This is a genomic window from Brevibacillus reuszeri, from assembly GCF_002897295.1.
In the GTDB taxonomy this organism is placed as follows: domain Bacteria; phylum Bacillota; class Bacilli; order Brevibacillales; family Brevibacillaceae; genus Brevibacillus; species Brevibacillus reuszeri_A.
Genome location: NZ_BEXF01000009.1, coordinates 101,112 through 113,871 on the forward strand (window position 1 = coordinate 101,112; position 12,760 = coordinate 113,871).

At 46.4% G+C, this 12,760-nt stretch carries 13 protein-coding genes; 10 read left to right on the forward strand and 3 right to left on the reverse strand.

From position 1 onward, the window contains the following. Nucleotides 1-61 precede the first annotated feature (61 nt). The 9 genes from C3B52_RS16030 (at nt 62) to C3B52_RS16070 (ending at nt 10,024) form a co-directional block, all read left to right on the forward strand. The gene (locus C3B52_RS16030) at nt 62-1,051 is read left to right on the forward strand and encodes an ABC transporter permease (protein ID WP_235615741.1); all 990 of its coding nucleotides are present in this window, start codon (nt 62-64) and stop codon (nt 1,049-1,051) included. Nucleotides 1,052-1,056: 5 nt separating this feature from the next. Then, nucleotides 1,057-1,992, forward strand: coding sequence for an ABC transporter permease (locus C3B52_RS16035; protein WP_235615742.1), 936 nt, complete (start codon nt 1,057-1,059; stop codon nt 1,990-1,992). A gap of 7 nt (nt 1,993-1,999) precedes the next feature. Further along, nucleotides 2,000-3,022, forward strand: a complete 1,023-nt coding sequence (locus tag C3B52_RS16040) for an ABC transporter ATP-binding protein (protein WP_235615743.1) — start codon at nt 2,000-2,002, stop codon at nt 3,020-3,022. After that, entirely contained in the window at nt 3,001-4,032 is a 1,032-nt protein-coding gene (locus C3B52_RS16045; RefSeq protein ID WP_103107414.1) for an ABC transporter ATP-binding protein, read from the forward strand. Before C3B52_RS16040 ends, C3B52_RS16045 begins: the two co-directional genes overlap by 22 nt. Continuing rightward, on the forward strand, nt 4,029-4,784 hold the full coding sequence (locus C3B52_RS16050; protein ID WP_103107415.1) for an aspartate/glutamate racemase family protein: 756 nt from the start codon (nt 4,029-4,031) through the stop codon (nt 4,782-4,784). Before C3B52_RS16045 ends, C3B52_RS16050 begins: the two co-directional genes overlap by 4 nt. Beyond that, nucleotides 4,781-5,500, forward strand: a complete 720-nt coding sequence (locus C3B52_RS16055) for an aspartate/glutamate racemase family protein (protein WP_103107416.1) — start codon at nt 4,781-4,783, stop codon at nt 5,498-5,500. Before C3B52_RS16050 ends, C3B52_RS16055 begins: the two co-directional genes overlap by 4 nt. 22 nt (nt 5,501-5,522) lie before the next feature. Then, the gene (locus tag C3B52_RS16060) at nt 5,523-7,286 is read left to right on the forward strand and encodes a M28 family peptidase (protein WP_103107417.1); all 1,764 of its coding nucleotides are present in this window, start codon (nt 5,523-5,525) and stop codon (nt 7,284-7,286) included. Between the two features lie 164 nt (nt 7,287-7,450). After that, nucleotides 7,451-8,284 carry a TIM barrel protein gene (locus C3B52_RS16065; RefSeq protein WP_103107418.1) on the forward strand — a complete coding sequence of 278 codons (834 nt, stop codon included), beginning with the start codon at nt 7,451-7,453 and terminating at the stop codon, nt 8,282-8,284. A 138-nt stretch (nt 8,285-8,422) separates the two neighbouring features. After that, complete coding sequence (locus tag C3B52_RS16070) at nt 8,423-10,024, forward strand: GMC family oxidoreductase (protein ID WP_103107419.1); 1,602 nt, start codon at nt 8,423-8,425, stop codon at nt 10,022-10,024. Between the two features lie 180 nt (nt 10,025-10,204). Here C3B52_RS16070 and C3B52_RS16075 read toward each other — a convergent pair whose 3' ends face one another. The 3 genes from C3B52_RS16075 to C3B52_RS16085 form a co-directional block, all read right to left on the reverse strand. Next, the gene (locus C3B52_RS16075; protein ID WP_373419730.1) at nt 10,205-10,633 is read right to left on the reverse strand and encodes a DUF1259 domain-containing protein; all 429 of its coding nucleotides are present in this window, start codon (nt 10,631-10,633) and stop codon (nt 10,205-10,207) included. Nucleotides 10,634-10,676: 43 nt separating this feature from the next. After that, nucleotides 10,677-11,096: a DUF1259 domain-containing protein gene (locus C3B52_RS16080; protein WP_103107421.1), complete on the reverse strand. Its 420-nt coding sequence runs from the start codon at nt 11,094-11,096 to the stop codon at nt 10,677-10,679. 283 nt (nt 11,097-11,379) lie between these two features. Then, a complete protein-coding gene (locus C3B52_RS16085; RefSeq protein ID WP_103107422.1) occupies nt 11,380-11,757 on the reverse strand; it encodes a YmaF family protein in 378 nt (125 codons plus the stop codon). A 405-nt stretch (nt 11,758-12,162) separates the two neighbouring features. On the opposite strand from C3B52_RS16085, the gene C3B52_RS16090 reads away from it, so the two are divergent. Then, nucleotides 12,163-12,705 carry a cupin domain-containing protein gene (locus tag C3B52_RS16090; protein ID WP_103107423.1) on the forward strand — a complete coding sequence of 181 codons (543 nt, stop codon included), beginning with the start codon at nt 12,163-12,165 and terminating at the stop codon, nt 12,703-12,705. Nucleotides 12,706-12,760: the final 55 nt, after the last annotated feature.

The window sequence follows — 12,760 nt, forward strand, 5'->3', positions numbered from 1 at the left end:
GCTGCACTGTGACTGCTTGCATTCCTCGTCTTTGAAGCCTTCCGAGAAAGGAGAGAACGTATTGGGGAACCGATCGAAATTCATTTTGAGTCGACTCGCGCAGATGATCCTCACCCTCTGGATCATAGCGACGATCCTGTTTTTTATCTTTCGACTGATGCCTGGTAATCCGCTGGTTGCCTACATTGACCCCACGTTTACCAAGGAGCAGCAAGACATTTTGATGGCACAGTTTGGCTTGGATAAACCGCTGTGGATGCAATATTTGATCTATCTGGCCAACCTGGTCCAAGGAGAGCTTGGCGATTCATTTAAATTTCGAGCGCCTGTCATGGACGTGATCTGGGGCGTACTGCCCAACACACTGTACCTGATGCTCTTTTCATTTGTGATCGCCTACCTCGTGGGGATATTCGGTGGTGTACTACTCGCGTGGAAGCGCAAAACCAAATTCGAGACAGTCGGCATTATCGTCACTTTGTTTACGAGATCCGCGCCTCAAATGTGGGTCGGTATGATCGTGCTTGTGATCTTTTCCTTCAAGCTGCACTGGTTTCCTTCAGGGGGAGCTTCCGCGACTGGTGTCGTCTATGCATCCGAATGGGAGAAGCTTACTTCGCTTTCATTTCTGAAGCATCTATTTCTGCCAGCGTTGACCGCGGCTATCTATCTGATGGGACTTCCTCTGCTGTTGATGAGGTCCAACATGCTGGACGTGATGGGTGAATCCTACGTGGAAGTCGCCAGAATGAGGGGACTAAGTGAGCGCAGAATCATGCTTAAATACGCCGCGCGAAATGCAGCACTGCCAGTTGTCACAGCTATGGCAGTGGGAATCGGGTACGCGCTTGGAGGAAATGTCGTCATTGAAATGGTGTTTAGCTGGCCGGGGTTGGGGCGTCTTCTCGTCAATGCGGTTTCGGCAAGTGATTACGCATTGGCCCAAGGAGCGTTTATCTTGAGCGCAGGTGTCATGGTCATGATGAACTTTGTGGCAGATATCCTGTACAGCTTTTTGGATCCGAGGGTCACATTTGGCAAAGGGAGGTGAGTGGAATGAACACGGACGTAAGAATGGGGCAAAGCTCCGTACAAGTCGCTTATCGGAAAACAAGTGTGCTGACGATCCTTGCAAAGAATTTTGCGGGTACCTACCGTTTTTTGAAAAACGATCCATTTAGCATGACGGGTGCAGTCATTTACCTGTTTTTTATCTTGATCGCGCTGTTCGCGCCACTCATTGCTCCATATGATCCACATGAAATGATCAAGCACAACGGAAAGCTAGCGTTCAACCAACCACCTTCTGCTGAGCACTGGCTGGGGACGACGAATATGGGGCGAGATATTTTTTCCCAGCTCATCTATGGCGCGAAGCCCGCGATGATGGTAGGGCTGACGGCTGCATTCTTTGTTGTAATCGTAGGCACTCTGGTCGGCCTGTTCGCAGGCTACTATAGAGGACGTGTTGACGGTTTGCTCATGCGGGTTACGGATATCGCATTCGGAATTCCGTTTGAACCATTCGTCATCGTCTTGGTCGCTTTCTTAGGACCGAGTGTCTGGAATATCGTCCTAGCGATGGGGCTTCTGTTATGGCGGGACACGGCTCGTGTCATACGCTCTCAGGTTCTCACGGTACGCGAGCGAAGCTTTGTGGAAGCCGCAAGAATTTCGGGCGCTTCTGATTTGCGTATTTTATTCGTACAAGTAGCCCCCAACATCCTTCCTCTATCCTTTTTGTACGGATCGCTTGCCATGGGCTGGGCAATCTTGACGGAGGCGGCAGTCAGCTTTCTCGGCTTTGGTGATCCAGCCATGATGAGCTGGGGCTTCATGCTCAATGATGCGTATGCTTCCCAGGCATTGAGTCGTGAGGCGTACTGGTGGATTATTCCGTCTGGCATCTTTATCATGCTGACGGTCATGGCAGGATTCTATATCGGAAGAGGCTCTGAAAAAATCTTGTATCCTCGGTTGAAGAATCAATAACCAAGGGGTGAAATCATTGGCGTTATTGGAAGTAAACGACTTGAAAATTTATTACAAAACGTCGCGTGGAATGAGCAAGGCAGTCGATGGCGTTTCCTTCGCAGTTGATCAAGGCAAAAGCCTAGGGCTTGTGGGGGAAAGCGGCTGTGGCAAAAGCACCCTGGTGAAAGGAATTATTCGCGTGCTCGCTGGAAATGGGAGCATTGCCGGAGGTTCCGTCACTTTTGATGGGAATGATTTGACTCAAATGACCGAATCCAGCATACGACAGGTTCGCTGGGAGGATTTATCCCTCATACCCCAGGCTGCGATGGACTCACTCAATCCCGTATATCCTGTCATCGATTCATTCTTGGAAATTTTAATGCTAAAGGGCAAGCTATCTCGCGCGGAGGCAACAAAAAGAGCACATGAACTGTTCACCATGGTTGGCCTGGATACAAAGCGTCTACGCTACTATCCGCATGAATTCTCAGGAGGAATGAAGCAGCGGGCGATGATCGCACTCGCGCTCGCACTAAGCCCCAAGCTTGTCATCGCGGATGAGCCCGTTACTGCACTTGATGTGATTGTACAAAATCAAGTGCTCCGGGTTCTGAAAACTTTGAAAAAGGAGCTTGGCCTCACGCTGGTGATGATTACTCATGATATCTCTGTCGTAGCGGAGACCTGTGATGATGTGGCGGTGATGTACGCTGGGAAGATCATTGAGATCGGTCCTGTTTCCCAAGTACTGAAAAACTCGATGCATCCGTACACGATGGGACTAGCCAATGCATTCCCTAACTTGAAGAAAACAGAAAACACATTGATTTCGATTGAGGGTTCTCCGCCAGATTTGGTTGATCCACCCAAAGGATGCCGATTTGCTGCACGATGTCCATTTAAACTCGAAGCGTGTTCTCATGAAGAGCCATCGCTTGTTCTGGTGGGTGATGGACATCTTGCAGCCTGCCACCGTTTAGACGAAATCGCAGTCTTGCAGGAGATGGCCAAGGAGGTGACTACATGGCAGAAAATCCCATCGTAGAAGTCCGTGGGCTTTCCAAGCATTTTGAAGCAAGGCAGCATTTGTTTGGCAAAAGCGGTGTGGGGGGTGGGGTGTTAAAGGCAGTTGACGATGTGAGCTTTCGTATTCCCAAAGGGCATTCCTTAGGCATTGCCGGTGAAAGCGGCTGCGGGAAAACCACGACTGCCAAAATGCTCTTGAAGCTGTATGAGCCCACTTCTGGAACCTTTTTATTCAACGGCAAAGACATCACTCATCTAAAAGGGAGGGAAGAGCTCAAGCTGTTCCGCAAGCAAGCGCAATTGATGTTTCAAAATCCATTTGAGGCCTTAAACCCTCGATTCACGATTTTCCGCTCTTTGCTGGAGCCACTGATTGTCCACAACATCGGTACAAAGGAGGAGCGGGTACTCCATATCAAGCAGGCACTTGAGCAAGTCAATTTGATTCCCGCGGAAACCTTTTTTGAGAAGTATCCCCACCAAATGAGCGGGGGGCAACTCCAGCGAGTCGTATTGGCACGGGCACTGATCGTAGATCCGATCTTTCTTGTAGCGGATGAGCCAGTATCCATGCTGGATGTCTCCGTACGTGCGGGCGTTCTCAACTTGATGAAAGCTTTGACAGAACGCCTGCAGCTCACGACGGTCTATATCTCCCACGATCTATCGCTCATTTCTTATATGTGCGAGCAAACGGCAATTATGTACCTAGGAAAAGTCGTTGAGATCGGAGATACCATGAGCGTCTTGCACAAGCCCAAGCATCCGTATACCCAGGCTCTGCTAGCAGCAGTACCCTCTCCCGATCCAGACGAGGAGCCGGAGGAGGTTCGCATAAAAAATCATGTGCCAAGCCCGATTAACATGCCTAAAGGTTGTCATTTCCAGGACAGATGCCCGTATACCGAGGCGATCTGCCGAGAGAAGACACCTGAGCTACGACAAGCTGATACTGGTCAGATCGTTGCTTGCCACATGGTTACGCCTTATTTGGAAAGCAAGGCAGAAAGAGAGGAGCATGTGATATGAAGATCATGTATGTCGTGCCTGGCCCGATGGATCAAGCGGAAGCCACTCGCAGAGGCGAGCTGCTGAGGCTCTGGGCAGCTCCCGGGACGAAGGTGGAAATCGTCACGGTACAAGAGGGACCAGCGTCCATCGAATCGATGTATGAGGAATATTTGTCCATTCCTCCCGTTGCCAAGATCATGTATCAGCTAGAACAGGAAGGGTATGATGCCGCCATCCTCGGTTGTGCAGGAGATCCGGGCCTCGATGCATTTAGGGAGATTACCACACGTATGCTTGTCGTTGGTCCTGCTGCAAGCAGCTTTCATGCAGCCGCCATGCTTGGACATCAATTCACCTTGCTCACGGTTGCAGACAGCATGATAGGCTCGAGTCATGAGTTAGTCGCCAGATCAGGATTGACTGACAAGCTGGCCTCCGTACGCGCTGTCAACATCCCCGTACTGGAGCTGGCCACTAATCGGGAAGAGACACTGGAAAAGCTCGTTCGTATCGGACGGGAGGCCATCGAGAAGGATCATGCTGATGTACTTGTTCTCGGCTGCATGTCCATGGGCTTTTTGAATGTGGCAGAAGAAATGCAAGTAGCCCTTGGCATTCCTGTGGTCAACCCAGCCAAAATCTCTTTAAAAATGACAGAAGCCCTGGGATCGATCGAGCTGGTTCATTCCAAGAAGGCATTTGCTTTACCGCCGAAGCTGTCCAGCGGAAAAGTAAAATCACTCGATGAGCTGTTGGTAAGCCGTTCGTGAAGATAGCCTATGTCGGCGCAGCGCCAAAATCGCCAGGAGAGGTAGAGAGGCGGAGGAATCTGCTGCAAAAATGGGCAGCTCCCGGCACAACGATTGAAATGGCGTATGCGAAAGAAGGTCCTGCATCGATCGAATCCATGTATGAAGAGTACCTCGCGATTTCTGGGTATGCGAAGAACATGGTCCGCTTGGAAAGCGAAGGCTTTGACGCCGCGATCGTCGGCTGTGCAGGTGACCCGGGCATTGATGCCTATCGAGAGCTTTGTACAAACATGCTTGTTGTTGGGCCAGGAATGAGCAGTTTCCATGCTGCTGCCCTGCTCGGGCGGAAATTTACCCTACTGACAGTAGCCGACAGCATGATCGTCAGCAGCTATGAGTTAATTCACAAATCCGGGCTGGCGAGTAAGGTCGCGTCCGTTCGTGCGGTTAACATACCCGTATTGGAACTGGCTTTGAATCGGGAGGAAACACTGGAAAAGCTCGTTGGCATCGGACGGGAAGCCATCGATAGAGACTTTGCGGACGTACTTGTTCTGGGCTGCATGTCTATGGCATTTTTGCAAGTCGCAGAGGAGATGCAGAAGCTGCTTGGCATCCCTGTGATCAATCCGGCAAAAGCTGCACTAAAGCTCGCTGAATCCCTGGCCTCCTGCGGCTGGAAGCAATCAAAAGCAGCATCTTACGTACCGCCAAAGCTATCCACAGGTAAATAAATTCACGTTAGGAGAGAGTTAAATGACAACTACTTATAAAGATACGGAAAAAACACTCCTAGATGAAATCAATCTGGATGCTTCTAAGGTTATCCTGGAGAAATTCAGCACTCTTGTTCGTGAATCATCCAGTGAAGATGAGCGTACTGCCTTTGGTCATCTCGTCAGCTTTTTAGAGAAATGGGGAGTACCGCATAAGGTTCATCATCCAGAGCTATATCTGAGTGTTCCAGTACACGCAGGGGTCAAAGTGACAAGCCCTGCGGTCAAGGAAATTTGCGCAAAAACTCCAGCATTCGCTGTTTCCACGGGCGATCAATGGGTAAGCGGAGAGCTTGTTTACGTCCCATCCGGTCATGCAGCAGACATGCAGGAAGTGTTTCACTCCCAGGTCAGTGTAGATTCGAGTGATCTGAGAGGGAAAGTAGTCATTACTGAAGGTCTCGCTATGCCAGGAAAAGTAGCCTCATTTGACAAGCTTGGGGTACTTGGTGCAATCTTCGTTAATCCGGGTAAAAACATCCATGATGGAATTTGCACAACAATTTGGGGAGCCCCTGATCTGGATACGATTGATCAAGAGCCAAAAATACCTGCACTTGCCGTCAACCGAGCAGATGGAGATGAGCTGATCGAACTGTGCAAGCAAGGCAGTGTCCAGGTCGAATTCCAAACGGTTCACAAAAAAGGTTGGTTTGCCTGCCCGCTCATCGACATTTTCATCGAAGGGACAGAAGAGCCAGAAAAATACGTCTTGCTTCATGGACACCTTGATTCGTGGCATGTTGGGATCGGTGACAATACCACCGGGGACGCAGCGATGCTGGAAATGGCACGCGTTTTCTTCAAGCATCGCGACAAACTGAAGCGTAGCCTGCGTATTGCGATTTGGCCAGGTCATTCTACAGGACGCTATGCAGGTTCTACTTGGTTTGCAGACACATACGGTCTCGATCTGGATGCTAATTGTGTTGCTCAAGTAAACTGCGATTCGCCAGGCTGCCGTTGGGCTACTTCGTACGACTACAGTGAATGGATGAGCGAGGTAGATGAACTGTGCAAGGGAGCAATCCGGGATACGGTGCAACAGGGCTCGAAAGGCAGCAGACCTTCTCGTGCTGGAGACTACTCGTTCAATAACATCGGGATTACTTCTTTCTACATGCTCTCCTCAAGCATGCCGGAGGAGCTACTGAAGGAAAAAGGATATTACCCTGTTGGCGGCTGCGGTGCAAACATCGAGTGGCATACTGAAGAGGATTTGCTGCATGTGGCAGATTTAGACATTTTGCTCAAGGACATCAAGATATACACGGCTTCTATCCTGCGTGTGGTCAATTCCTCGATTCTCCCGTACAATTTCCGCAATACGATAGACGAATTTATGGAAACCATTCAAACCTATCAGGAAGCAGCAGGTAGTCATTTCAGCTTTGAAATAGCGCTTTCGGAGGCACAAAATCTGCGTGCAGAGCTCGATTCGTATTACCAACAGTTAGAAGGGTTGCTAAATGTGGAAGTGAGCGATTCACAGGTTAGAAAAGTGAATGAACAGCTGCAGGAGCTTGGACGGACGCTGATTACCATCAACTTCTCTCGTCGTGGCAAATTCCGCCATGACCCGGCTCTGGATGTTCCCAAGCTACCAGATATCGCACCAGCTGCGACATTGAAAACTCTCACACCGGATTCTCATCTGTACAATGTAACGATTAATCACCTAAGACGTGGTCAAAACCGCGTGGCGTGGGCTTTAAAAGAAGCGAAGCGAATCATTCGCAGCTAATTACGAGATTCAAGAAAAGAGAAGGTAACGAAGACCCGAGAGCATTCATGATCGGGTCTTTTTTGCTTTCTTTTCGACCTCTACCCGTTCAGAATGATAGGGAAGAAAATTAGGTAGGTATGGTAGAATCAGGGAAGAGGATTGGGACTAGGGAGGATTAAAATTTGAACAAGCACAGATTTGGTGTATCTGGAAGTACCATTTTAACGAATCCCGAGCAGTATCTTGAGCTATTTTGGGACGATATTGACCTCATTGAAATTGGGGAATTTCCGAGTGAATCAGCTTTCCATGCTTTCTTAGATCTTTGTAAAGAAAAACAAACTCCCTTTGGCGTTCATTCACCGTTACTTCGAAATGGAAGCAAATACGACTTGCTCGAAAAGGTTTCATTTGAGCCTCTGGCCGCTCGGAAGCAAGTAGAGGAAGAAGCCGCGTTATTGTCACGTTTAGGTGCTGAATATATGTTGGTGCATTTTCCGTACTTCCTAGGTGAATCCACTGAAAAAGTAACCGACTTAATTGAAGAGGGATTGCAAGAATTGAGTCGTATACAAAACGAATACGCCATACCGATTATTTGTGAACCGAAATTAGGACTTGGACGTTCTCCGAAAGGAATTCAATATCTTGATTCTTTCCCGCTAGAAGTATGGGAAAAGTATTCCTTGAAGCTCTGCATAGACATAGGGGATTATCTGATTGCAACAGGTGAGGAATTCGTAAAATATGTTGAGAAGTGGAAGGAACACATCAAAATCGTCCATTTGCACAATGTAGCGTATCAGGGCGATAAATACATCTGGATTCCGGTACATCCAAGTCATGAAAATAACGGAAAGCAATACAAGCTAGCACCTATTCTACATTTTTTATCACAGTGCAAAGAAGTAAATTTCATTTTTGAACATACGCCACACAGCAACCCAAGCAGAGAGTTCATTTATGAGGGATATACCTGGACGAAAAATATGGTGATGTCTAGTGGAGCTAACTGATAGACGATCATGAATGGTACCCTGAGTCCACCAACATTCACCACCGAGACGAATGAATAATACCCTACATTAACCCAATTTCTATCCTTCTAGTATGTCTTTAATGGGAACCAAACTGTTCATGTAGGGGAGTATCGAATGAGTGAAAATAAGCAGAAGAATGCGAAATTAATTTATGATTACATCGTTGTAGGTACTGGACCTGCAGGGTCTGTTATCGCAAAGAAACTAACGGACGATAAAAAAACATCTGTTCTCGTATTGGAAGCAGGAGAAAATAATGATAAGGACACGCCAATTAGCAACTCAACGTATGCCTTAGAGCTTGAGGAGCATTATTTTCCTCAATATTTTTGGCAAGGGGAAGGAATACCACAGGAAGAAGTAAATGAACGAACCTTTGAATGGACGACCGGTCGATTATTGGGTGGAGGCTCTTCCATTAACACACAGCAGTATGTAAGACCCACGTCAGCCGTTTTTCGGCAATGGGAAAAGCTACTGGGACCCCTCTGGTCACCAAAGAACGCAATAAACGGGTTCCGAAAAATGGAAAATTACAATGGGAAGACAAATAATAGTAATGTACATGGCTATAAGGGAAGGATCGACATTCGGCAAGCACCGGAAAACCCAACAACAATGTCAAAAAAGTTAGTGTCAGCCATCGAGAAAGCAACAGGATTTCGAAAAATTCTCGACTACAACGACCCGAAAACCCCTCTTGGGCCATTTACGCGTTGGCAATTATTTCAACAGCCCAATGGACGGCGCGAGAGTGCTTCCACTGCCTTCCTATCATCAGATATCATGACTGCTGGAGGTCAAGGAGTCAATGGTCGAAAATTGAGTGTTTCCTTTAAATCTACAGCTCTGCGGGTTTTATTTAGGAATAAGCGAGCGATTGGCGTAGAATTTCTTCAAGAGGGTAAACGCGTGCGAGCCTACACTCGGAAAAAAGTAATCATATCAGCAGGCATCAACAGTTCTCAGCTTTTAATGCTTTCTGGAATCGGTCCGGCGAAAATGCTAAAGGACGCAAAAATTCCTATTGTTTTTGCTAACTCCAACGTGGGCAAAGGCATTAGAAACCACACGCTCAACTTTGCAGTATTCAGTGCCAATCCGAAAGATAACCCATTACCTGAGGATGATCCAAATGCGCTTTATTCAGGTGGGGCCTTTTTACCAGATCCCACGCCAGGCTCAAACAAGACTCGTCGTGCCGTGCAACTAATCGGAATCGGCTCCAAAGGGAAACTGCAAATAGCTATCCTTTTCCTGAAACCAAAAAGCCGTGGTTCCATAAAAATACAAAGCAATGATCCGTTGAAAATTGTGCTGGCTGATGAAGGCTATCTCACGAATCCAGCTGATCTTGAAGCAGTTAAAAACTGTTATAAAATCTATATCAAGAAGATAGCTGCACAGTTAGCCTTGATCGACCGATCATACCAGCTTATTTCTCCGACACTAGACATCATCAATAATAATCGCAAGCTGGAAGAGTTTATCAAAAATAATTTTGATCATAATCATCATGAACAAGGTGCGCTTCGCATGGCGCCCCTTAACAAGGGGGGAGTGGTTGATAGCCACGGTCAAGTCCATGGAGTAAAAGATCTAATCGTTGCTGACGATTCGATTATTCCATTCACGGTGGATGGTAACACGTCTGCACCAGCCTACCTTATCGGACATACAATTGCACAACAGCTAATGAAAAAAACTCGCGCATGAATGAGAAGAGGTAAAACAAGGCATTCCCATGGGAATGCCTAAACCAATTTTCTAACACTATCACCTGAAAGTTGTTAGCGGTCAAAACCGAGCGGCAGTCTAGGACGACGATATTATGACGTCTACTTCTGCCGCTGCTTTTTGCTTCTGGATCAGACTTCAACTCAGAAATCCTAATGATTAACCCAAGAAAGCGATGGAACGCTTCACTTTCCTAGCGAATGCAATGGGATTATCGATTGACTCCCAGTGAATATACATAAGACGCGGGTTGTCAAAGAGCCAGTGATTATGGACTGCTGTTACTTTAATCCCGTTTTTTCGAAGATTTGTTAGCAAACGATTTACTTGGTTTTGGAAGAGAGCCGTTTCCCCTAAACATAGTGCACGTCCTGAACTATTTAGCGATTCGAATGAGAATAGTTGGTAACGGACCAATGGGGAGGTGGTTTTTCTACCTAAAATGGATGCATTAAATTTTCTATTTCTGGAGACGAAACAAACGGGACCTTTTGTAATTTCATGCTCTGTTCCACCTAAAATGGCTGAAAATCGGTTACACAGCCTTCTAAATTGAGGAGTTGTATTCACTTTGGCCATATCCGTCATCCTTTCGATTATGATGAGAATTTAACTTCGTGACGCCACCAAGTTAACCTAGGAATGCAATGGAAGCTTTCGTTTTCCTGGCGAATACGATAGGATTCTCTATCGCTTCCCAATGCATATACATTAAGCGCGGGTTTTCTTTCAGCCAGTGATTGTGAACTGCCGTCACTTTTATCCCACGTTTACGAAGATTTGACATCAAACGGTTCACCTGATTTTGGTGAACGGCAGTCTCGCCCAAACAAAGTGCACGACCAGACTTATCTAAGGATTCAAACGAAAACATTTGAGCCCGAACCAAAGGGGAAAGGGTTCGTCTTCCCAGGATTGTTTCCCGAAGATTCGCAAGTCGCATGACGAAACAAACTGGTCCTTGGTCAATTTCCGATTCGCCACCTAATATTCTTCCAAATTGGGTGCAGAGTCTTCTAAATTGCGGGCTAGCCTTCACGTTATTTGCCATAGTAATCCTCCTTTTTGTCAATTCCGAATTATCTTATGATGAACGGCAAAAAGGGACATGGTTAAAAACCTGCTTTTTTAATGGAAAAGGACCCAGTTTTCATTCGAGCTCCTGGTTAACTTGTTCTTAATAGCACTAGATTACATAGAAAACCATGTATAAAAGTATCAGGAATAAAAACTAGCAATCTCTTGCAAACGAAGATGCAGCTATTTTCACATGGACATGCAAACAAACGGCTTTGATGAATTCTCATCGAAGCCGTTTGCATTAAAGAAAGCTATTAGTCTCCACTCGTTTTTCCCCGATACATATGGGAGTGTGGATGCCTTCCATCTACGGTCGTGTACCCCTCGAAATAATGATAATGACCACCACTTGGTAATGGGATGGCAGGACCGGTTGTTCCTTTGATTCGATGAGTATGACCATCACTTATGTCTGTCACTGTATAATACTTATGAACGTGGGGAACTCCTGTCGGGGCTGGCTCCGTCATTCCTGCATAATAGTGCGAGTGACCATCGTCACATGAAGTACATCCCGAGAAAGCGTGAGTGTGGACAGGTCTACCGTCCCAGGACGAAATATACAATGTGTGAGAGTGTTCAGAACCCAATCCACTTGATTCGATTACAAATCCTGTTACAGGTATTCGCATTGATGCTCCTCTTTTCTAAATGAATTTTCATGAGTTTAGGGAGATAGGGGAGTAAAAATGAATTGGACCTTTTAAGTAAGAGCTGCCCAAGATTCGACTTCTGGAGATTTCACATGATGATGTATGCCTATGTATTTAAACAGCTGCTTGAAATAGGCATAAGCCTAAACAGCAAAGTTGGGTAAGCCTATTTTGAAAAGAGGGGATAAAGGATAACCTAGAACGGGAAAGTTTCTTTTAATAAAGCAGTGACGGACTAGGACCGAAACACCTAGACTGCCACTGCTTTTATTGTGCTATATTATGGACACCATATTGAGTTGCCCATTGTTGAGTACTTTACTTCCCCAAAAGTAGGCGTCTACATAGGATACACTGTAAAACAATACAGAGGGGAGTATCGACATGTATCGACATACAAATCATTATTATGAGTGGAATCATCCTATGTATGGACAATGGCTTCGCTACAATTGGGATAATTATTGGAACCCTTATCAAATAAATTGGAATAACAGATGGGGTGAGAGTACCCACATTCCTCTACAGGATTATGGCCCCAAACCTTTGGTGATAGATATCGACCAAGCTGCTAAGCAGAACAACAACTATAGAACCACATTATGGACAGGTAAATACTTCCAAGTTACCCTTATGAGCATCAATGTTGGAGATGACATTGGCTTGGAAGTTCATCCAGAAACGGATCAATTTATACGAATTGAAGAAGGTCAGGGACTTGTTCAAATGGGACCTCGAAAGGATTCTTTAAATTTTCAAGAAATGGCATATGATGGATACGCAATTATGGTGCCTGCAGGAACTTGGCATAATGTAATCAACACGGGCAACACACCGCTCAAGGTATACGTTATCTATGCCCCTCCTCATCATCCTTTTGGAACGGTGCACGTAACAAAAGCTGATGCGATGTCAGAACACACCTAACAAGACGGATAGGTAAAAATAAAGCAAAAAAACCACTTTGCCATTGAGGTGGTTT

Coding starts and splice junctions, on each gene's coding strand:
- C3B52_RS16060 (WP_103107417.1), top strand. CDS start 5,523: ATGACAACTACTTATAAAGATACGGAAAAAACACTCCTAGATGAAATC.
- C3B52_RS16090 (WP_103107423.1), top strand. CDS start 12,163: ATGTATCGACATACAAATCATTATTATGAGTGGAATCATCCTATGTAT.
- C3B52_RS16050 (WP_103107415.1), top strand. CDS start 4,029: ATGAAGATCATGTATGTCGTGCCTGGCCCGATGGATCAAGCGGAAGCC.
- C3B52_RS16080 (WP_103107421.1), bottom strand. CDS start 11,096: ATGGCAAATAACGTGAAGGCTAGCCCGCAATTTAGAAGACTCTGCACC.
- C3B52_RS16075 (WP_373419730.1), bottom strand. CDS start 10,633: ATGACGGATATGGCCAAAGTGAATACAACTCCTCAATTTAGAAGGCTG.
- C3B52_RS16085 (WP_103107422.1), bottom strand. CDS start 11,757: ATGCGAATACCTGTAACAGGATTTGTAATCGAATCAAGTGGATTGGGT.
- C3B52_RS16035 (WP_235615742.1), top strand. CDS start 1,057: ATGAACACGGACGTAAGAATGGGGCAAAGCTCCGTACAAGTCGCTTAT.
- C3B52_RS16045 (WP_103107414.1), top strand. CDS start 3,001: ATGGCAGAAAATCCCATCGTAGAAGTCCGTGGGCTTTCCAAGCATTTT.
- C3B52_RS16070 (WP_103107419.1), top strand. CDS start 8,423: ATGAGTGAAAATAAGCAGAAGAATGCGAAATTAATTTATGATTACATC.